Raw genomic sequence first — 21,345 nt, forward strand, 5'->3', positions numbered from 1 at the left:
TGTCAACGCCGGACGAAAACTGACCCCCTGTTGCCGATCGAAAATTGACCCCTCTCATGGTTGTTGTTGGTTCTACTTGGTTGGTTGGCGACGGTGGCCGCGGGTGCGGTAGGAGTCGCCGTCGAGCCCGATGACGTGGGCGTGGTGGACGAGGCGGTCGATGGTCGCGGCGGCGACGACGTCGTCGCCGAGGGTTTCGCCCCAGCGGCTGAAGGGCAGGTTTGAGGTCACGATGACGGTGCCGGTCTCGTAGCGTGAGGCGATCAGTTGGAAGAACAGGGCCGCGGCGGTGGTGTCGAAGGGCAGGTAGCCGACCTCGTCGATGATCAAGGCGCGGTAGCGTTTCAGCCGGCGCAGCTCGCGTTCGAGGGCGCCGGAGGCGTGGGCGGCGGCGAGCCGGTTGATCCAGCCGGTGGCAGAGTCGAACAGCACGGGATGGGCTGCTTCGGCGGCCTTGATGCCCAACGCGATCGCCAGGTGCGTCTTCCCGGTGCCGGGTGGGCCGAGGAGGACCACGTTCTCGCGTTTCGGGATGAACGTGCAGGTGGCCAGGTGCGCGATCAGGTCACGGGACGCGGCGGGGATGTGGTCGAAGACGAAGTCCTCGACGGTCTTGACGGCTGGAAGGTGAGCGGCCGAGATCCGCAGCCGGGTGCCGTTGGCGGTGCGGGAGGCGACCTGGCGGCCGAGGACGGCGGCGAGGTACTCCTCGTGGGACCAGCCCTCGGCGCGGGCCCGGTCACCGAGGTCGGTGAACGTCTCAGCGATCACCGGGGTCTTCAGCTCCCGGGCCAGGAACCCGATCTCGCCGGTCAGGTCCCTCGCGGTGAGGCTCATCAGGCCACCGCCCCGGACGCGCTCGCCGGGTCGATGCCGGGCAGGTCGAACAGGTCGTCGTAGACGCTCAACGGCCGGAGTCCGACGTCTTCGCCCACGCCGCGGGCATCGACGCGGACAGCCTTCTGGTGCGCCGCCCGCAGCGTCTTCGCGGTCGCGACGTGGGCAGGGTCGGTGAGGGTGCGCCGCTGGTCCCAACACCGCGCATGAGAGGCCACGGGTTGGCCGGCGCAGGTGACGGTGACGGTGTCCATGTCACAGCCGACGTCGACGAACCGGCCGATCACGGCGGGGTCGACCGAGTAGTCGTTACCCGCGACCCGCACGTAGTAGTCACGGCCCAGCCGGACCCGGCTACTCGACCCGACCAGCGGCGCCACCGGCGGCAGGCTGCTCATCGCCGCCACCTCCGACGCCAGCATGTCTGCTGGTCTAGCGCCGGTGCGGCGCAGCAGCCGCTGATTCGCCCGCGGTAACCAGTCCGCGAGTTGGGTGTTGAAGTCGGCCGGGGAGACGAACTCGCGGCCCGGCATGAACGACGTCTGCAGGAACCCGTTGGCCCGCTCCACCACCCCCTTCGCCTCCGGGTCACGGGGATTGGTCTGATAGATCCTGGTCCCCAACGTTCCGGCGAAGCCCCTCGCGGGCACCGTGAGGCGTCGGTGCTGCCCGATCCCTGCCTCGTTGTCCCACACCAGCATCCGCGGGACCGCCCCGAAGCTCCCCGCCAATAGCTGCCACATGCCCGCCAGCAGGTCCCCGGTCTGACGGGTCGGCAGCAACAGGGCGGCGATGAACCCCGACCAGGCGGCCACCATCGTCAACACCGGCGGCGCCGCGAGCACCCCGTCAGCCACCGGCACGACCCTCGGCGGGAACCACAGATCGCACTGCACGATCTCCCCGGCCCGATACTGGGTCCGATCCGCCGGGTCCGCCGGCAGATACAACGGCCGCAACTCAGCCACCCTCGCCCGCAGCACCGACGACGAATGCTCCCAGCTGATCCGCTCCGCGATCACCGTCGCCGGCATCCGCGGCGTCGCCGCCAACAACGCCCGGATCTGCGGCTCGACGGCATCGACCAACGACCCCGGCGACTCCCGCTCATACCTGGGCGGAACGTCCGAGGCCAACGCCGACCTCACCGTGTTCCTTGCCACCCCCAACTGGCGCGCGATCGCCTTGATCGCCAACCCCTCCGACCTATGAAGCCGTCGGATCTCGGCCCAATCCTCCACACTGATCACTCCCTCACTCTGACGGAGAGGGGTCAAAATTCACTCGGCGCCACGGGGTCAGTATTCACTCGGCATCGACATGGGGTGGTGTGGCGGGCGTGCGCGGCTCGTCCCGGCCAGGGTTGGTGTTTCCCATCACATGCGCGGCGCTGGTCCGCGGTGCGGTCGAGGTAGCTGGGCAGGGCGTAGCGGTGCCATTCCTCGAGCGGCATGGGGCCGAGGGCTTCGCCGGCTTGGTAACGCAGGGCGGCGAGGGTGGAGAGTTCGCGGATGAGGCCGGGGTGTTCGGGCCAGCAGGCGGGTGTGTGGTCGGCGGAGTACCAGGCGTGTTGGGTGTTGAGCCAGGTGACGAAGGCGTCGAGCCACTGCCAGGTGTCGGATCGCAGGTGGGGGTCGGCGATCGTGGTGAGGTCCCAGGGTCGGGGCAGGATCTCCCCGGTGGCCATGATCGCTTCAGCGCCGCCTCCACCGCGGGCGAGGTAGGCCAGGTTGACGTAGGCGGCGAGCATGCGTTCGCTGGGTTCGGGGAACGGTTCGAGCTGGGCAACCATGGGGGGTCCTTCGTCTAGTCGGTGAGGCCGAGTTGTCGGGAGTAGGAGTGCGCGAGCCGGGTCTTCTCCCCCACCGTCAACGGCTGAGCAGCTCCACCATCTGCTGTGGCGAGGAGGGCGCGGGCTACGCGCTGCTGCGCGAGGAGCTGTTTGCCGGGTTTGCCGTCGATGGCGCGGTGGAGGGTGGTGAGGATGGGTTTGCCGTTCTCGGCGACGATGAGTGCGGTGCGGGTGGGGAGTTCGCGGAGTTGTTCGGGGCGGATGACGGGGGTGTCTTCGCCGTGGGTGGAGATCGAGCCGTGGCCGCCGTGTTGATGGTTTCGGCGGGTGACGCGTCGGGTGCCGAGCAGGTCGCTGATCTCGCGGTTGAAGGCGGCGTCTTTGGAGCCGCCGAAGATGATCAGCGAATTGGTCAGGTCCTTGATCGCACGGGCCTGTTGTTCCCCGAAGATGCGGGTGAGCTGCGCCCACGTCTGGGAGGCCCAGATGAACGAAATCCCCAACGCCCGCTCGTTCGCCATCCGCGTTGCCAACGTCGGCAGCGGCGCCGTCGACGGGAGCTCGTCGAGGCAGGCCAGCATCGGCGGACACAACCTGCCGAACCCGCTCCCATTGGCCAGCTGGAGGGCGGTGTCCAGGACATGCTCGGCGACGGCGGTCATCAACGGGGACGCGGACACGTAGGGATCCTCGCGGCCGAGCAGGTAGATGGTGCCACCCTGTCTGATGACCTCCGCGATGTCGACGGCAGGCCGGCCTTTAGTAGGCACGCAGCGTTCGCGGCGATCCTTGGTGGCGAAGAGGGCCAGGGCTTGGTCGACGGTGGATTTGGTGTTGCCAGCGGTGCGCTCATCGGTGTTGCTGACCGCGCCAGCCAGCAGACCGGACCAGTTCGGCTCGGCCATGGGGTGGGCGCGGAGGATTTCGGTGGGGGTGGTGGCGGTGCGGGGGTTGGCGGCCCATTGCAGGACCTGGTTGAGGGTGTGCCCGGCCAGGGCTGCGGCGTGGAGGTAGCACTGGATCACTTTCGCGGCTTCGGCGGCGTAGAAGCGGGCCGCCGAGTCCCCACCCTCGATGTTGCCGAGGGTGCCGGCGCAGAAGGCTTTGGCGCGTTTCTCAGCCACCGTCGCGTCGACGCAGCCATCGATCGGGTCCCAGATCAGCTCCGGCAACCCCGGCGCGGCGCCGAAGGGGTCGAGGACAGCGACGGGGCCGCGGGCTTGGCGGGCGGCGAGGGTGAGGAGCAGGTCGTCGGGTTTGGTGAGGGTGACCAGCGCGGCGCCGGGGGCCTGGAGCAGCGCTGGGGTGAGGATGTCGAGGGTCTTGCCCGATCCTTGGGGGCCGATGACGCCGGCGGTGCGGTCCCACGGCTGCCACAACGCGACCCCGACCGGCACCTTGCTGGTGCCGATCCGCCACCCGACCTCAGTTGGCGTGAAGCGTCGTCTCATGGCCGGCGTGTCTTGCGGTAGAGGTCGGGGCGGATGACGGCCCGGTTAGCCCGGAGGCGGCCGAGGCCGAGGAGCTGTTCGGCCTGTCCGGTGGTGGCCATGCCCTTGAACCGGCGCCCGGCCGTGACGCGCAGCGCGATGATGATCGCCGTGGTCAGGCCTGCTGTGAACAGGAGGCCGGCGATGATCCAGGCCGTCCATACCGTGCCGTCGGGGGTGTGGGTGGTGAGGCCGGCGTGGAGGTTGCCGGTGAGGATGCCCCAGCTGCTGGTGACCAGCGCGGCCGACGGTGGCCAATGCCAGCCGGCGCCGGCGGCCGCGAGGGTGAGGCTGCGGCCGCCCTGAACCGCGACCACCGCGAGGAGCGCGATGGCGGTGAAGGCGCCAGCGGCGGGTTCCCACGTCCAGGCGTAGCCGTCCTCGTGCTGAGCATCTGTCATACCCCTGACGAACCCGGACTTGGCCGGCCTACAGCGTGACAAGCGGCTGCGGGTGGGAGCGCGGAAGCCTCCGGCGATGGGGGGTTCGCTGGAGGCTTCCGGCTGGACGGTGTCGCGTTGGGGGTCGACACCGGTTCTGGGTGTGCGCTCGACGTTAGTCGGTCACCGCATGAAGGGTATACCTACCATCGGCTGGACCTGCGCCTCCCCTTCGGGGGGATCGGGTCCCCGGGGGCGGGTCGGGTGGTGATGGTGATGGCGATCCAGCCGTGGGTGGCGTCGGGGTCGAGGATGAGGGTGACGTCGACGACGGTGCCGGTGTCGAGGCGGTGCCGGGTGGTGATCTGCATCGGGTCGGCCTCGATCACGTGTACGGGGCCGTGCTGGGTGACGGCGACGGGGGTGAACCGGGGATCGTCGAAGGCGGCGATCAGCGCCTCCGCTGCCACACCCTCCAAGCGCTGCCGGCGCAGTCCTTGGTCCGGGGTGAGCCAGCCGAGGATGAACTCGGTCGCGGCGGTGACCGCGGCCGCGAGCTCGGCATCCTCGGGCGACTGGGGATGCACGTCCACCTGCGAGTGGGTGGCGTGGAGTTCGTCGTCGCCGATCCAGCCCTCGGCCGGGCCGCTCTCCTCCACCGACGCGGGCGGACTGACCGGGTGGGAAGCGGGCGTGGTGGCGGGTGGGGTGGGCGTCTCGGTGGGGTCTGGTGTGGTGGTGCAGCCGGCGAGCAGCACGGCGAGCAGTGTCGCGGTGAGGAGGCGGGCGGCTGGGTGTGGGTTCATGGGGTGAGTCCTTGGGTGCGGAGCCAGCGGTCGGGGTCGGTGGGGATGCCGGCGATGCGGACTTCGAGGTGGAGGTGGGCGCCGGTGACGTTGCCGGAGGTGCCGACGCGGCCGATCACGGTCCCGGCGGTGACGCGTTGTCCGGTGGTGACGTGGATGGTGGATTGGTGGGCGTAGTAGATGACGGTGCCGTCGGTGGCTTGGATGGTGGTGAGGTTGCCGTAGGCGCCGGCGGGGTCGGCGCGGGTGATGGTGCCGTCGGCGATGGCTTTGATGGGGGTGCCGGTGGGGGCGGCGAAGTCGAGGCCGGTGTGGGCCTTCTTCCAGTGGGGTCCGGTGTCGCCGAAGCGGGAGGTGAGCCGGTACTGGTCGAAGGGCAACACGACAGAGCCCTGCCCAATTGAGGTGGTGCTGGTGCCTTGGTTGCCGTGGACGGAGATGTGGACGTGGTCGAGGTGCGCGGCGGACGGGTCGGGGCCGGTGTAGCAGGACGCGGCCTGGCCGCAGCGTCGCCACCCTTCGCCGGCCCTTGCGGTGGACCAGAGGTGCTCGCGCCAGATCACGTAGGTGACGCCCAGAGCGGCGGCGTTGGCGCGGGCCCATCCCGCGATCTCGGTACCCAGCGCGATCCCGGCGGGTGAGAAGTAGTTGGGGATCATGACGTCGACGGCGCGACCGGTCCCGTGATCGCGTGGGTCGCCGGGGCGGACGCCGAGCAGCGATCGGATCTGCGGCCACCGGCTGTGGATGCAGCGCATGACGCGCAGCGCGTCGGGGGTCTGGCCCTGCTCGGAGGGCAGGCCGGTGGGGGCGCAGTCCAGGTCGGCGTCGAGGGGTCCGCAGGTGGCGAGACCTGCGGGTTGGCCGGCGAAGAGGGCGACGAGGGTGCGGGCCAGGGCCTCGTGTTGGGCGTAGGCGTCGGGGTAGGCCGATACCTGCACCTTCTGCGCCGCTTGGGTCACCGTGAGCTGCTGCCAGCCATCGATGTCGGTCAGGCCGGGGATGTGCCAGCCGCCCGTGGTGGTGTGGCCGAGGAAGAAGCTGCGGGCCTGATACCCGTGGTCGGCGAGGATCGTGAGGTTCTCTTGTTGGGTGTTGCCGTCGGCGTACCAGCCGACCAGGGAGCGTTGCTGAAACAGGCCGACATCCCCATCCTGGTTGGGGGTACGACTGGCGGGGTGGGCGCCGAGGGTCGATTCCTGCATGGCGGTGGCGATCCCGACCACCGCCCCCGCCGGCCCGGCGCCGGTGTCGAGGGCGGCGGCGTAGATGATCGCGGCGGCGTTCATCTGCCCCGCATCCAACTCGATGCCGACCGGGGTGTCGCCCGTCCACCCGGCACAGGTCGCAGTGATGGTCTGGCTCTGGACTTGGGGTCCGGTGAGGGCGCCGGCGAACACGAGGATCGGGGCCAGGGGCAGGGTGAGCGCCGCCCCGATGGAGAGCAGTGCCTTCCACATCAGGTCTGGAGTTTCTGGTTGGTGTCGGTCAGTGGGAGTTCGAGATCCGGGTGGAGGGTGAGGGCCACTTTGTGGAGGCGGGGTCCGACGGCGATGAGGGCTCGGCCTGTGCCGCCCATGGCCCAGCCGGTGACCAGGTCGCGGGCGATAGGGCCGAGGTCGAGGAGCTGCTCGAGGTCGTCGGCGACCTCGGCGTCCTGGCCGAAGAGGACCTTGATGTCACCCAGGTGCAGCAGGTCCTTGGCGATCTGCTGCGCCTGCGACCCGGCATGCCCCGCCCCGAGATAGTCCGACGGCTTGTGGGCGTTGGCGATCTCAATGTCGCCATGCGAGCGCGACAGCCGCAGATCGGCGTCGAAGGAGGACACGGCCCCGGTGCCGAGGCGGAGTTGGCGCCAGACTTCGTCGCGGACGTTGATCCTGCGCCGACCGGACACGTGGCGCATGGCGGTGCCCCAGGAGTTGAGGCACATCAACGCCATCCCGACAGCATCATCCCCCAGAGGCATCAATCGCGAGAGGGACAGGGACTGGATCGGGGCGGTCCAGTCGATCGTCACGGTGGTGGGGGCGTCGAAGATCCCCGCGAACACACCCGAGATCAGTTGCGCCACCGCATCCCGCAGCAAGCGGGTGTCGGCGAGGAAGCTGTGCCGGTCGGGGTAGCGCAGCTCCGCGATCAGCGAGTCGCTGGGTGAGTGCAGCTGTTGCCACACCTGCGGGATCACGATCGGCCGCAACTCCCGCACATCCGTCCCAGTGAGCTCGGTGAGGACGGCTTTGAGGACCTGCTCCTCAGTCGGGCCCACAGCGACCTTCTTGTCGCCGATGCTCTGGGACCCGACCAGCGAACGCAGCAGGACCAGCCAGCGGCCGACGATGATCGAGGCGCGCCGTTCGCGCTCGTCACGGTCGAGGTGGCTCCAGCCGGTGGCGAGGGGTCCGGGGTCGAGGGGGTTGAGGCGGGTGGGCATGCCGGGGCCGATCGCGAAGGGTTCGACGCCGAAGTGGCGGCACATCAGTTCGTACTCGTCCTTCGGGTCGCCCAGGATCAGCGCCTGGTAGCCGAACGCGAACATGCGGTTGAGGAACGCTTTGACCCATGCCGACTTACCCCGGCCGGGTTTCCCGAACACGAAGATGTTCGGATTGGTGACCGGGATGGCGTCGTTGAGGACCCAGCCGTGGGGGTCGACGTAGAAGGTGGCGCCGTTGCTCAGGTCGGTGCCCATGGCCGCCCCGGTCGGCGGCAACCCGCCACCGGTCAGGAACGGCCAGAACACCCCGGCCTGGTCGGAGGTCATCCGATACCGCTTCACCGCCGGCCGCGACGCCACCCACCCCGCCCCTTTCGCCGGGCGGCCGCGCCACGATGGGGCCGTGGTGAACTCCCGCACCGGCCGCTCGTCGACGGTGGCTGGTTTGGTGGGGAGGTCGTGGCCGAAGTCCGCGAGGAGGCGCTGAATGCTGCGGGGCATCACTGCTGCCTGGTGGTGAGGCTGACCCCGAGCGGGAGGGTGCAGGCGGCGAACGCCAGGTCCTGGGACATGTCGAGGCGTTGTGGGGCCATGCCGCCGCGGCGGATCGCCGCATCCAGCCGGCGCCCGAACTCCGCCACCGGCGCGCTGCTGGGGACGGTGACCGAGCAGAGGGCGTAGGGGTGGCTCATCGTGGCGCCCATCGCGAGCTGGGTCTCGACCCGATCCAGTTTCGCCTGCCGTCGCTGGTCCTTCGCGCCGGTGCGGACCCCGAGCCGGTCCTTCAACCCTTGGCCGAGGCTCTGGCCGAACTCCTGCTGCGCCGCCTTCCGATCCGCCGCGGACTGCTTCTCGATCGGGAACACCACCGCCACACTGCGCCGCTCGACCGCCTCCGAGGGTGCCAGCACATTCCCCCACATCCCCATCGACGCGCCCCGCTCCGGCAGCTTCACCGTCGAAGTGACCGTCGCCCACGCATCATGCGCATAGTGCCGAACCGCGGTGTAGGCCTGGGAGGGGCCGGCCAACGCCCACGGCACCCCCGCGTTGACCGACGGGTCGTCCGCGGCCTCATGTGCGGCCCGCACTAGACCGGCGCGGTCGTCAGGGGCGAACCCCAACCGCACTGCCTGGGCGAGTTCCGGCGAGGTCAACCATGAGATGCTGCGGGCGCCGAGGGAGCCCGTGACCACGGCCCCGATCTCGGCGGCCAGGGACAGGAGGGTGTTCATCCGGCCGTCGGTGGCGCCGCCCATGTGACGCGCCTCCTTCGCCAGCCGGTTGTCGGGGATGACGAGGGTGATGAACGCTTCGGTGCGGACCCCGGCCTGGGACCAGCGCAGGTGCTCGATCTGCGTCGCCACGCTCGTGACGGGGGCGTCGGGGGTGATGTTGGCGCGTAGCCACAGTTCCCGTTCCGTGCAATCGTCGGGGGTGGTGCGCACGATCAGGTGGATCTCGGAGATCAGCTCGCCGCGGGCGGCGGTGTCCAGCAGTTCGGTCAGGCCGTCGGCGTAGCGGTGGCAGGCGGCGTCGGTGGCCATCGCGATCCCGTCATGCTCGAGGCGGGCGGTGATCGCCCACGTCCGGGCCGCGCGGTGTTTGATCACCGCGATCCGGCGTTGGGCGAGGCCGACCGGTGGCCCGTCGAGGACCTCCACCCCGGTCAAGGCGCCGGGCATGTCCAGCTCACCGAGGTCCCGCAGGGTGCCGGTGGCGGCCGTCGACCGGAACGCGGACCAGCCGGTGAGGCCGGCGACGGCGAACGCGGTGGCGGCGGCCAGCCAGCCGACGGCGGGGCGGCCGCCGAGGGGGACGACGGTGAGGAACAGCAGCAGCAGCCACACCGGCACCCACACGATCCCCGCCAGCCAGCGCTGCGCACTGATCGCGATCCACGCCGGGAACGTCGCCACCGACAGAAACAACAACTGCGGGACCGTGAGGCCCCAGATCACCCCCGCCTTCGGGGTGGTGAACGCGTCAAAGGTTCGAGCCGCCACTGTGATCCTCCGCTTCTCTCACAGCCACAGGAGGCCGCGCCGCACCCTGCGGCCGGGAAGTTGATGTGCCGGCGCCGGGCGGGGCCGGGCGAGGCTGAATTGGGGTGCGGCGGATGTCGCCGGCCGGGTCATACGGATACGACGGATCCCCCGCCCCCATCCCGGAGGTGGTGTCGTTGACCAGCCCCGTGGCCCGCGCGCCGACCTGCTGGAACCCGTCGACGAGCTTCTTCGCCCCGAGGATCACCCCCGCCGCAACCACCCCCACCGGCCCCGCCACCGCACCCACACCCACCGCCGCACCACCAGCAGCAGCACCACCCGCCGCAGCGCCACCCGCGGCCGCGCCACCGGCACCACCAGCAGCTGCAGCTCCGCCGGCTGCAGCTCCCGAACCGGCCCCGGCACTGGCGGCGCCGGCGGGGGTGAGGCTGGAGCTCTGCGCGGCGGCGGCACGGCTCGCGGTGGCCGACTCCCCCGCACCAGCCACTCCCCCGCGACTGCCGCTGCTGCTGGTGGTGCGGGTGACGGCGGTGTGGGCGTGGCCGGCGGCCGACGACGCGCCGGTGGGGGCGGCGAGGCCGGCGCGGAACGATGCGCCGCTGGTGGTGCCCGGATCCACGAACGCCAACAGCCGAAACAGCGCGACCGGGGACACCGCTGCGACCGCGATCATCACCACTGACGGCAACGCCAGGGCGACGGCCTCCTGGGCGGAGTCCTCCAACCCCAGCGACACGCCGGTGGACAGCTGCACCCCCAGCCCGAGCATCAGGGTCATCAGCAGCGGGGCGATCGCGGCGGCGTGGAACCAGCGAAACGCCTTCCAAAACCAGGCCTCGAACGGGGTGAACATCAACCCGGCCGCGGCGATCGGTGCGGTCGCGGCGATCACGATCAGCGACACCGCCCGGCCCAGCATCACCACCAGATGCGCCAACCCGGCCAGCCACAACACCAACCCCAGCAGCAACAACACCGTCGCCGTGGTGCCGGTCATCACGCCCTCGGTGAAATCCAGCCCCGCCGGCTCCCACCCGGCCAGATCATCGGTGCCCAACAGCTGACGCCGCAGCGCAGTGTTCAGGCCCTCGACGGCGGTCACCACCGCCGCGCCGTAGGAGTACCACAACGCGCACACCAGCAGGAACTTCACCGCACCCACCAGCGCGCTACCCAACGAGGCGGCGTCGCGGCGCAGCACCGTGCCCACCAGCTGCACCATCATCAAGATCAGGGCCAGGGACAGACCCAGCCACAGCGTCACCGAGTACACCGACCACAACGCCGACGACCCGTCCGGGTTCAGGTTCGGGGTGAGGAACCAGTCCCCCAACGCGAGGATCGCCCGCATCACCCACAGCCCGGCCCCCCACACCGCCATGCAGATCGCCACCCACGCATCCACCACGATCTGACCCCCGGCGGCGGCCAGATCACCGAACAACTCCCCAATCTGCTCCCACACGGCTGTTACACGTCCCGCCAGGTCAGCCAGCCAGCCGCCACGGCGAGCTCCGTGCCCGGCCACGTCGACGGCCCCGGCACCGGATGCACACCCTCGGCGATGACCCACCGGTCCTGCTGCCAGGTCATGCGTTCGCAATGCCCATACGCGAGGCGGGCCTGGTCACGAAACGTGTAGGTGATCTCCACCAACACGCACACCACATGCCAGCCGTCGCCGTCGGAGCCCTTGATCTGCCCTGCGGCCGGGATCACCGTCAGCGACGCCCCCGGCTCCAGCCCGCTCGGCATCTGCCCGGCGGTCAGGAACGACTGGATCAACCCCAACACCGGCCACGACCCCGCAGCGGCAGTGGGGTCCTCGAACCAGGTCTGCTGCACCCGCTGCGCATGACCCAGATCCATGGCGCCGAGGACGGAGACCAGGATCTCCCCCAACTGCCCCACCGCCCCCTCGGGCGTCTGCGGATACCCGGTCGGGATCCCCTGAGGCCCAACGCGATCGGCCAGGGGGATGTCGATCGTCGGCAGTTGCCCCAGGGCAGGGGTGCCGCCCGTCGCATCCGACGGCGACGCCGCCAGCATCGGCGCGGCCGCGATCTCATCGCGCACCGAGACATCCCCGGACGGCAGCGCCTCGACCGTGTCAGCTGCGCCGGGGGTGGGTGGGTCGGTGATGGCGAAGTAGGCGGCGAACCCCAGCCCGGAGAGCAGCAGCAGCGCCACCGACGTCACGGCGGCCAGCAGGGTCAGATGCGCACGTGCGGGCTTCATGGTTAGCGGGTGACGCAGCCGTCGCCGAGGAACCCCGACAAGATGCCGGGGATCACGAGGTAGAGCAGGGCGGCGCCGAGGACCACGAACACCCCGATCAGGCCGCCCTTCGACACGTGCGGCATCGAGAACACCTTCCCCAGGATCACCGCCGCCACCGCGGCCAGGATCCCCGCCGGGAACGCCACCCACACCAGAGCCCACGAGAACCAGCCCAGGAACTCATCCACCAGCACCTGCGCCCCTGCCGGCGCGACCGGACACACCATCCCCCGCCCCTCCGCCGGAACCAGCACACCCGCCGACACGGCCGCTACGAGTTGATTGATCATGAGAGTTCCTCCACACACGACACGATGGCGCCGGCCGCGGACTGCAGCCGACGCGGAAGCGGACCAGCGGTAACCCCACCGACCCGAAGACTCGAACACTCCGGCACCACCACCAACCGCCCACACCCTGCGGCCGCCCGCAACAGCGGGCCGAACGCCGAACCGACCGGCTTCGGCAACGCCCGCCCCGGCACGCCCGTGATCACCGGCACCACCGGAACCGACGAGTCGAGCAGCTCCAGGCGCGCCTCGAGGCGCCGCACACCAGGCACCGAACAACCCGCCACCCCCACCAACACGGCAACGCCGGTGCCGGCCAGGGTGTCCGGCCACACACCGAAGTCCACGACCGTCACCCCGCCAAGATCCGTTGGGGTAAGGATCAGCGCGTCCGGGGTGACGCGGCGCGCCAGCCGCAGCCCTCCACGAGTGCCGATGGTCCAGCCGTGCTGGGTGCCGAGCTCGGCCGACGACGCGGCCGCCAGCCCCGACAACCCAGGGTCGCTGAGCTCGACCAGCCGTGACGCGCCCATGGCCTCAGCGACAGCCAGCGCCACCACCGTCGCCCCGACCCCACCAGAGACCCCCACCACCCCCACCACCGCACCCGTGATCGACCTGGCGGTCGGCGGCGCTGGCACCACGGCGTCGGCTGCGGTCGTCGGGTCGATGTCGGTGGTGAAGGTGCCCTCCTGGAGGGCCGCGTAGGCGGCGCGGAGTTCGGCCAGGGAGCAGCCGGTGACCGTCACTTGCCCTCCAAGGCGGCCTTCAGGCGAGCCGGGGGAACCTCCAGCAGCCGACGGCGAGCCTCCAGCGCCTGCCGCAGCCGCTGGGACCAGAACACCAGCTGATCACACGCCTCCGCCTCACCCTTCGCCACCACAATGAGCTGCTGCGTCTCGTCATCCGCCATGACCGGCACCACCCTTCCAACCCGTCCTGCCACCCAAGAACCCCCACCCACCCCCGCCAGCGCGTCACCACCCCGGCACCAATCCCCTCAACCCGGCATGAACGAAGAAGGGGCGGTCTGCCGGTCGGCGGCGGCGTGGTTAGGCGGCGGCGCTGCTGCGGGCCGCGGCGCGCAGCACCTTCAGCGCCTTCCTCGCGCGGTACTGCACCTGGTCGGCAGTGTGACCCGGTTCGACCACCTGCAGGCACGCCGCCCGCGCGGTCAGGCCGGCGCTCCCCCGCGCAGCGATCCCGTCATCGGCCGCGGTCACCGCCAACGCCACCAGCAGATCCATGTCCTCGCGGGTCAGCCCGGCCTCGCTCAACGCCCACCAATACACGTCGCTGCTCTTCAACGCGTCACGGTCCTGCCCCGGCACGGTCCGCTCCAACACCCCCGGATCCACCGCCGCCCGATCCCGCCACACCCGCTCCGCCGACATCCCCCAGCCGAACTCCCGATCCAACGCCCGACCCACCCGCCGCGCTACCCCCTGCGGGATCCACCCCTTCAACGGGTCATCCCACGGATACTCCGCCACCTCCGCCCACAGATACCCCGCCGCCACATCCTCCACATGCCGCACATCCCCGCTGTTCCGCGACCGGAGCGCCACCACCGCCTCACACGCCGGCAACAACAGATGCACCAACACCGCCGTGGCATCCACCCGGAACTCCTCGACCCGAGTCAACCGGCCCAAAGCCAGCAGAACCTCCCGATCCTCCCGCCACTCCGCGTCCACCCGCCACTCCGCGACATCACCACACGACCCGAACCGCGACAACACCGGCTCACCACTCGTCCACACCCCCCAACGCTCATCCGCAGCATCCAGCAGGGGATCGATGTTCAACGCGGCCCGCACACTCATCACGAGGTCCTTTCGAGTAGGTTCACACCGCAGAACCTCCCGCCCCCGCATCCCCCTTTCCCTACCCCCCACCCACCCCACGCACCCCCAACCCAGCCACCGAAACGGCGCTGACTAGGGCCGACAAACCTACCCCCAGAAGTTCGTGGCAACTCTCAGACGAAGAGCCACCCGCGACGGCCCAGCCGTCGACACGTGCGCCCGCACGTCACCGCAGGCGCCGCCCGGCGTCACGTCGCCCCTGAGTTACACGCACCCCGCACCTCAGCTGTGGACGACACTGTGCACAACTGCACCCGGCTCGGTTGAGTTCCTGTCCCGCTCAGCGCCGCGCAGTGGTCTTCCAGTCAGGACGCGGGAAGTTCCGCACCATCCACTTCCGCCGGCGGCCCAACACCTCGGCGATGGCCACCGACGTCACACGACTCATCTGCAGCTCCGGTACCAACACCGCGAGCTCCTCAGGCCCAGCACAACGAAGCGCCTCACGCTCCGCCTCCGTCAACACCCGCCACCGCTTCCGCGGCGGCTTCGGCACCAGTGCAGCGGCCCGCCGCTCCTCCAACTCCGTCAGGCGTTGCTCCCGACTCGCCCCACACAGCTTCCCCGGCACCATCAACGACACCCCACACCGCCGACACGGATGCGGCCTGCGTCGCGGCTCGCCCGGTGTAGTCACTGGAAGCGCCAACGACTCTCCCCTGACGATGCCGTGCCGCTCCCGATACACACCCATCCCAAGACGATGGGCGCGCACCACATGCGGGCCCACCTTGACGAACCTCTCGCCGCACTCATGACACAACACCCCATCCGGTGCGACATCCACCACGCCAAAGACCCCGAAGCCACTCCGATCACCGGGCCTGGGGTCGGCAGCCGTAGGCAGACCCAAACCCAGCCTCAGCCGCCGCGCATGAAAACGACACAACCGCCCACGCGTCTCCGACTCACACACGGACGCCACACACCCCGACATGCGCCAGACACTAGCCGGACCCACCGAGCACCCACACCTGCAGGTGCACAATCCTGGTCTTGGCTGGTTTCGGTTCCAACCCAAGCCCAGCCAGCAAGTATCGCAGCTGCGCGAGCGCAGCCTCGGCCCGCCGCTGGGTCTTGCACATCACCACGAGGTCGTCGGCGTCCCGGATCAGTACCCCGTATCGACACGCGTCCCATGCCCGGTCCAGCCGGTGCAGGTACACGTTGGCCAACAAGGGCGACACCACCCTGAACCGCCTGAGGTTTCGTGCCGGTTCTTTCTGAGTCAGGAAGGATGGCGCTATGCCAAAGAAGATCGATCCCGCGGTCAAGGAGCGGGCGTTGCGGTTGGTGCGTGAGTACCGGGGCCAGTACCCGTCGTTGACGGCGGCGTGCGCGGCAGTTGCCCGGCAGGAACGCGTCGGCGCGGAGACCGTGCGCAGGTGGGCGGTGCAGGCCGAGATCGACGACGGAGCCCGCCCCGGGACCACCAGCGAGGAACACGAGCAGATCAAGAAGCTGAAGGCGGAGAACGCCAGGCTCCGTGAGGACGTGGCGATCCTGAGAGCTGCAACGACTTTCTTCGTGTCGGGGAACTCGACCCCCGCAACCGCTGATCGCGGGGTTCATCGACACCATGAGAAGCGAAGGTCACGCGGTCGAGTCGATCTGCCGGGTCCTGTCCGACCAGGGCTGCCAGATCGCCGCGCGCACCTACAGGGCCTGGCGCACCAGGCAACCCTCCGCCAGAACGCTCAGCGACGCGACCGTGGTCGAAGCGATCACACAGATCGCCTACACCCTCGACATGCGCGGTCGGCGGCGGTTGACCGCTGAGGGCCTCTACGGGCGACGCAAGATGCTTGCCTGCCTGCGACGCCATGGGGTGGCCGCGACACCCGGTGCGGTCGACCGCGGGATGCGGCATCTGGGCTTGTCGGGCGTGGTGCGCACCAAGCAGGTCCGCACCACCATCCCGGGCAAGGACGGGCATCGAGCCGGGGACCTGCTCAACCGCAACTTCCGGGCCGCGGCCCCGAACAAGGTGTGGGTCAGCGACTTCACCTACGTGCGCAGCTGGGCCGGGTTCGTCTACACCGCCTTCATCGTCGACGTGTTCTCCCAAAGGATCGTGGCCTGGCACTGCGCTACCACCAAGCACGTCGAGCTGGTCGCCACCCCGCTGCGGATCGCGTTGTGGGACCGTGACCGGCAAGGCCACCCCGTCGGCCCCGACGAGCTGATCTGCCACTCCGACGCCGGCTCCCAGTACACCGCGATCCGGTTCACCGAGCATCTGGCCCTGGAGGGGATCTCCCCATCGATCGGCAGCGTCGGCGACGCCTACGATAACGCGCTCATGGAGACCATCAACGGCCTCTACAAGGCCGAGTGCATTCGCACCACGGTGTTCCGCGACGGGCCTTACAAGACCCTCGCGGACGTCGAGTACGCCACCGCCGGCTGGGTCGACTGGTACAACCAGCGACGCCTCCACTCCACCCTCGGCTACCTCACCCCAGCAGAGTACGAGGACACCCATTACGCTGCTCTCAACCAAGAGCTGCTCCCCACATGAGAGCGGCACGAAACCTGGGGCGGTTCACCACCGCAACCTTGCTGATCACCGCGGGAGACAACCCCGACCGGCTCCGCACAGAAGCATCCTTCGCCGCACTCTGCGGAGCCGCCCCGATCCCCGCCAGCTCCGGGAAAACGACCCGGCACCGCCTCAACCGCGGCGGCGACCGGCAAGCCAACTGGGCCCTACACCAGATCGCGCTCGTCCGGCTGTCCACCGATCCACGCACGAAGGCCTACGCCGCCAAGCTCACCGCCGCGGGCAAGAGCAAGAAGGACGTCCTGCGCTGCCTCAAACGCGCCATCGCCCGCGAGGCCTGGCACCTCCTCGTCCACCCCGCACCCGCACCACGCATCGACGACCTCCGTCCCCTCCGACACCTGCGAGGGCTCACCCTCACCCAGGCCGCCGAACACCTCGGAACCGTCCCCGCACGCATCAGCGAACTCGAACGCGGCACCCGCCTCAACATCCCACTCGCGAACGCCTACCGCGAATACCTCAACGCCGCTTGACATCCATAGGATTAGACACCTTCATCCTGCCAACCCGAGGGCCCCCACCCGCCCCCGGCCCCGTCGAGATCAGCGCGCCGAGCCAGTCAACCACGCCCCTTCGCTCCACCGCCATCTGTGAAGAGCCGGATTACTGATCCTCCCACCGACGGAGGGTCTCCAACGTAGTCTGCTTCTTGGGATGTGTCGGTTCCAAGAATCTCGCTTGGTCGTTTGCGACCGCACGTAGCTCATCAATCGCCCGATCCTTCAATCCCTGACGATAGTGAGCGTAAGCCAGCCTGCCTCTTGCAGTCAGCAACTGCGGGTGCCTTCTCTCTAACACTGCCGGTTTCCCTGCGTCGCCTACCATCTCCGCGTTAACAATTGTCAATAACTCAGCCGCCCGACCTGCGTCTTGCTCGATCAGCCAGCGTCCATGATTGGATCTGAGGAAGAGCCATTCTGGATGGCGAGCCACCCAGATCTCGCTCGCCTCATTGCTGATCTCGTCGTATAACGCGCATGCTGACGCAACCTGCCCAGTAGCACCCAGACAGAAGGCGCGATTCGCTTTGATTTGCAGAAGCTGTGGATGCGTGATTGACAGTCGGCTTATGCGTCGCCTGAGGCTATTGTATCCATCCAGGGCTTGCCGTTCACCTCGCGGCCCCGTCTTGCTCAACCAGTAATAGGCGGCATTCTGCGCCAATATCGTCTCCACTTCCTTCTTGCCGAACTGCTGTGTCATAACGTCGGCCACTCGTTGAAAGAGCTGCGAAGCTCTTTTGGGATTACCTAGGTTTCCGATGGCCTCGAACTGCCATTCCCACACCGAGTACGTCTGCGGATGCAGGAATCCATGTGCGGAAATGACGTCATCAGCCACGCTTCGAAGACGAGACAGGGCCTCGGTGGGGAATCCACTCCGGCATCGCCACTTCTCGCGGTTCTTCTTCGCCGCAACTACCCTTGGTGCATCCTGATCCATCACAAGCTCAAGGGCCTCAATAACCTCGTCATGCGCACCCACTGCCGCCCATGGACTTCCCGCGTTGCCGAGCCAGTCAGCTAGGAACCTTCGCGCGTCTAGCGTGTCTAGATGGTCATGACCAAGTTCCATCTCCATAGCCGGCAGGATTGCTGAGAGTGCAACGACGGCCGCCTCGGGATCCCCGGCATGACCCAGCATCACCGCTCTGGTTCGGCGCGCCGCCAGCGTTTCCCCATGCTCGTCGCCCAAGTAATGCCCAGCCTTCTCAACGACGTCGGCCATCAGACTGACCGCGATCTGCGGATACCCCGCCTGGCCGCACCAATAGGCGTGATTACGGGAAACCCTGATCGTGTCCTCGTTCTCTTCGCCCAAGACCGCAATTGATTCCGCAAGGAGGTCAGCATTCAGAATCCATGCCAAAGCGGCCTTGCCCGACTTTCCTGACCAGTAGGCGAGCTTCCGGCGAAAAGCCAGAGTCGAGCGTCCATTCGGCCCGTAAAGTTCGACGTAGGTGTCGGCAAGACGGCTCAACGACTTCACCGCGGCGCTCGCGTCACCGGAATGACCGATCCACCGCCCCAACTCAGTCTTCGTCTTGATAATGTGTCTAAGGCTGGCGCTTCCGCATCGTTCTTGTTGCTGGACGAGTTTCTTCAACCGCCGGATCGCTTCGTGAACGCGTCCTAATTCCCCGGCGGCTCGAGCAAGTTGATATGAACACTTGAAGTACTCACCGGAGTCCGATCCGCAGGCCTGGGCATACGCTCTTCGCAATCGGCGAAATAGTGGCACTGCCTCATCGTATCGGCTACTCTTCGCCTCCCAGCGGGCGAGGCGGTACCAAGCTTTGAGAGCTAGATCACCACACGCTGTCGGTTGGTATGGGATTGGCCCGATCTGGTCACATAATGCACGCAACTCGCGGACTGCCTCTCTTGCGCGGCCCCGTTCACCGAGTATGTCTGCCAGTTCCACCCGCACGCGAAGGGAGTCCTCAGAACGCTGCGGACCCTCGCTGTCCAGCCAGCGCAGAAGGTCGCTGTAAAGTTCTTCAGGGCCCTCAATTCTACCCGCGTCGACCAGTTCATCCTGCAACCTGTACAACAACCGATGAACTACGGGCGAAATCAATGCTGAGTCAACCGCGGCTAGCGAGAGATTGCTGGAGCCCGAGAGAACTAAGTGGTATGCATTATCTCGAATCTCCGTCGCTCCACTGAACGTTAGATGCGGATCCTGCCACATCTCCGACAGGATGTCGGCACAAATTCTCGCCGTCGAGTGGCGGACATCATTTGGCTGTGACTCAAGAAGCAATCGTTGGGGCAACCCGTGCATCCGATATCCTCTCGTCGCCCCGCCAGTGATTTCTATAAGCGAGCGATCCGCGAGATGCCTCAGAGCGTCGATCACCAAGCGCCTCGGCGGTGCTTCCTTCGACAGAGGGTCACTGAGGTAGTCGACACATGAATGCGCGGTCCAAAACGCATGTGGGATATGCGTTGGATCGAGATGGAGGGCGAGCGACATTATGCGCCTTGCAAGGCCCGTCCCATCACTCTCCATTGCACTTTCGTAGGCGAGAGACCAGAGGGCGCCCAGACTAGGAGCCATCGGCTCCGTTGGCAGCACGTCAGCCAATCTCCTGCCGCGATCGTCCAGGAGGTCCAGCAGTGCCCTCGGGGTGAGGGTGGGGTTTTTCAGAAGTAACCGAGCCGCTGCATCCAAGGCGATCGGGATACCATCAAGTCTCTCCGCTAACTCAGGAAGGGCTTCCGCACGAACATCGTGCGATTCGAGCAAGAGCCTGCTGGTCAGTAGAGACAATGCTTGATCTGAATCAAAGTTCCGGACGGGGATAGAGTCGACGTGATCGAACACCTCAAGGTGAACGAGTTGATCGACGGGTGCTGCAACTTGAGTGGTGATTATCACCCTGCCACGTCCCGCGGGGAGCCACTCAGCGAGCTCGTCCAATCTCCCACGAGCCCCATCCAAGACAATCAGCCACCCCTCATTGCGTCTCAATAGGTCAAGTAGTTGGCCTGCCGTTTCTTTGAGTTCAGACGAGTGACTGCCGGTCAATCCAATCGCCGCTGCGACCGCGGCATACTCGCCGATTAGCCTCTCCGCTGAGTCAGCTCGAAGCCATAGAGAAAATGTGTGGGTCGAGCTACGTTCGCGGCGTCGAAGCAACTGGGCCGCAAGGTAAGATTTTCCCATCCCTACGCCTCCGTGGAGGAGTACGAGTGAAGAGGGGTGCGCGAGTACGGTAAGAGCTTGGTCTAGTTCGGGACGGCCGATCGAGAACGCTATTGGCCGAGGGAGGCGACCGAAGATATGTCCACCCGCCTCAAGTCTTTCATTCACCGCCGTTTGCGTTATTTCTTGCGCCGAAAGTAGTTGCGAAAGGGCTTCATTGGATAGGTCGAGTTTCGCCTCTATCCGACTATTGCTCGTGAACAGACGGAGGAAAGCAGCCTGCCGCCCAGGGACCGGGCGGGTCCTGTCAAGAACGCTGGCCGTGGCAGACAGCAAATCCTCGAAGGCCTCGCCGAACTCGAGGTAGTTGTGTTTCAACTCTGCCCCGCCATGGTCCCGGAGATAGGTGAGCGCGTCCGTCTCCTCTAGTTTCAGGGCCCATCCCAAGTCGCCGGCGTTCTTCGTGATCAATCGACTTACCCCGTCAGCAACGCTGCGCTGCTGCTCGGGGTTGAGGCTTCGATACTGAGACCCCGCACGCAGTTCGTCGGCCAATGCGGTAGCGATCGCATCTGCAAACTCACGATCCTGGGACTTCCGTCCCGGAAGAAGGGCCAGACTGTGACCAAAGGTCGCCTCCGCATCGCCAACCGCGTCGGCAAGGTCCGCATTGTCGGTCATGCGCATGTAGATCCTTGCGATACCGAGTCCCAGACCGGCCAAGGAGAGGATCAGGCTCATGGAAGCTGATTCTTCCTCATCCGTCGCTTTCCGGGGCTGCTTTCTGAAGTGCGACCCAGCTCCTTTTTTGGACGACTGGAGACGTCCGACTCTCGGCATGTCCGCGAGGTCAGGCCCGTCGACGTCCGCTACTGGGCATCTCCGGACGTCCGACTCCCGGCGGTCCAGCCTCGCTCATCATGTGTGCAGCTGGCAGCC

The 21,345-nt window shown here is 67.7% G+C and carries 18 protein-coding genes and 1 pseudogene; 2 read left to right on the forward strand and 17 right to left on the reverse strand.

Annotated features, from left to right (window positions below; all coding sequences use genetic code 11):
* Positions 1–72 precede the first annotated feature (72 nt).
* The 16 genes from istB to ACZK5D_RS07215 form a co-directional block, all read right to left on the reverse strand.
* The gene (gene istB, locus ACZK5D_RS07140) at positions 73–837 is read right to left on the reverse strand and encodes an IS21-like element helper ATPase IstB (RefSeq protein WP_463664796.1); all 765 of its coding nucleotides are present in this window, start codon (positions 835–837) and stop codon (positions 73–75) included.
* Positions 837–2,087, reverse strand: a complete 1,251-nt coding sequence (gene istA, locus ACZK5D_RS07145) for an IS21 family transposase (protein ID WP_463664797.1) — start codon at positions 2,085–2,087, stop codon at positions 837–839. Before istA ends, istB begins: the two co-directional genes overlap by 1 nt.
* A 23-nt stretch (positions 2,088–2,110) precedes the next feature.
* Entirely contained in the window at positions 2,111–2,629 is a 519-nt protein-coding gene (locus tag ACZK5D_RS07150) for a hypothetical protein (protein ID WP_463664798.1), read from the reverse strand.
* A gap of 14 nt (positions 2,630–2,643) precedes the next feature.
* Complete coding sequence (locus ACZK5D_RS07155) at positions 2,644–4,080, reverse strand: type IV secretory system conjugative DNA transfer family protein (RefSeq protein WP_463664799.1); 1,437 nt, start codon at positions 4,078–4,080, stop codon at positions 2,644–2,646.
* Positions 4,077–4,520, reverse strand: coding sequence for a hypothetical protein (locus tag ACZK5D_RS07160; RefSeq protein ID WP_463664800.1), 444 nt, complete (start codon positions 4,518–4,520; stop codon positions 4,077–4,079). The genes ACZK5D_RS07155 and ACZK5D_RS07160 overlap by 4 nt, the downstream gene beginning before the upstream one ends.
* A gap of 182 nt (positions 4,521–4,702) precedes the next feature.
* The gene (locus ACZK5D_RS07165; RefSeq protein ID WP_463664801.1) at positions 4,703–5,305 is read right to left on the reverse strand and encodes a hypothetical protein; all 603 of its coding nucleotides are present in this window, start codon (positions 5,303–5,305) and stop codon (positions 4,703–4,705) included.
* Positions 5,302–6,765 carry a M23 family metallopeptidase gene (locus tag ACZK5D_RS07170; RefSeq protein ID WP_463664802.1) on the reverse strand — a complete coding sequence of 488 codons (1,464 nt, stop codon included), beginning with the start codon at positions 6,763–6,765 and terminating at the stop codon, positions 5,302–5,304. The genes ACZK5D_RS07165 and ACZK5D_RS07170 overlap by 4 nt, the downstream gene beginning before the upstream one ends.
* The gene (locus ACZK5D_RS07175) at positions 6,765–8,243 is read right to left on the reverse strand and encodes a putative type IV secretion/conjugal transfer ATPase (RefSeq protein ID WP_463664803.1); all 1,479 of its coding nucleotides are present in this window, start codon (positions 8,241–8,243) and stop codon (positions 6,765–6,767) included. The genes ACZK5D_RS07170 and ACZK5D_RS07175 overlap by 1 nt, the downstream gene beginning before the upstream one ends.
* Complete coding sequence (locus tag ACZK5D_RS07180) at positions 8,243–9,748, reverse strand: SCO6880 family protein (RefSeq protein ID WP_463664804.1); 1,506 nt, start codon at positions 9,746–9,748, stop codon at positions 8,243–8,245. Before ACZK5D_RS07180 ends, ACZK5D_RS07175 begins: the two co-directional genes overlap by 1 nt.
* A complete protein-coding gene (locus tag ACZK5D_RS07185; RefSeq protein WP_463664805.1) occupies positions 9,729–11,216 on the reverse strand; it encodes a hypothetical protein in 1,488 nt (495 codons plus the stop codon). Before ACZK5D_RS07185 ends, ACZK5D_RS07180 begins: the two co-directional genes overlap by 20 nt.
* Positions 11,217–11,221: 5 nt before the next feature.
* Positions 11,222–11,989 carry a hypothetical protein gene (locus ACZK5D_RS07190; protein ID WP_463664806.1) on the reverse strand — a complete coding sequence of 256 codons (768 nt, stop codon included), beginning with the start codon at positions 11,987–11,989 and terminating at the stop codon, positions 11,222–11,224.
* A gap of 2 nt (positions 11,990–11,991) precedes the next feature.
* Positions 11,992–12,321 (reverse strand): hypothetical protein, encoded by a 330-nt coding sequence (locus ACZK5D_RS07195; RefSeq protein WP_463664807.1) that lies wholly within the window; start codon positions 12,319–12,321, stop codon positions 11,992–11,994.
* Positions 12,318–13,070 carry a hypothetical protein gene (locus ACZK5D_RS07200; protein WP_463664808.1) on the reverse strand — a complete coding sequence of 251 codons (753 nt, stop codon included), beginning with the start codon at positions 13,068–13,070 and terminating at the stop codon, positions 12,318–12,320. The genes ACZK5D_RS07195 and ACZK5D_RS07200 overlap by 4 nt, the downstream gene beginning before the upstream one ends.
* Positions 13,067–13,234, reverse strand: coding sequence for a hypothetical protein (locus ACZK5D_RS07205; RefSeq protein WP_463664809.1), 168 nt, complete (start codon positions 13,232–13,234; stop codon positions 13,067–13,069). The genes ACZK5D_RS07200 and ACZK5D_RS07205 overlap by 4 nt, the downstream gene beginning before the upstream one ends.
* A 139-nt stretch (positions 13,235–13,373) precedes the next feature.
* Positions 13,374–14,147, reverse strand: coding sequence for a hypothetical protein (locus ACZK5D_RS07210; RefSeq protein WP_463664810.1), 774 nt, complete (start codon positions 14,145–14,147; stop codon positions 13,374–13,376).
* Positions 14,148–15,136: 989 nt separating this feature from the next.
* A complete protein-coding gene (locus ACZK5D_RS07215; protein WP_463664811.1) occupies positions 15,137–15,367 on the reverse strand; it encodes a hypothetical protein in 231 nt (76 codons plus the stop codon).
* A gap of 67 nt (positions 15,368–15,434) precedes the next feature.
* Here ACZK5D_RS07215 and ACZK5D_RS07220 point away from each other — a divergent pair.
* Positions 15,435–16,710 (forward strand): IS3 family transposase gene (locus ACZK5D_RS07220; protein WP_463664812.1). Its coding sequence is split into 2 segments (ribosomal slippage): positions 15,435–15,722 and positions 15,724–16,710, totalling 1,275 coding nucleotides; the frame shifts between segments, so codons are not numbered across the junction.
* Positions 16,698–17,066: pseudogene (locus ACZK5D_RS07225) on the forward strand (transposase); the annotation flags it as partial. The gene ACZK5D_RS07220 and the pseudogene ACZK5D_RS07225, both read left to right, overlap by 13 nt.
* A gap of 292 nt (positions 17,067–17,358) precedes the next feature.
* Here ACZK5D_RS07225 and ACZK5D_RS07230 read toward each other — a convergent pair.
* The gene (locus ACZK5D_RS07230; protein WP_463664813.1) at positions 17,359–21,147 is read right to left on the reverse strand and encodes a tetratricopeptide repeat protein; all 3,789 of its coding nucleotides are present in this window, start codon (positions 21,145–21,147) and stop codon (positions 17,359–17,361) included.
* Positions 21,148–21,345: the final 198 nt, after the last annotated feature.

It is taken from the genome of Tessaracoccus yangjingae (genome assembly GCF_055326235.1).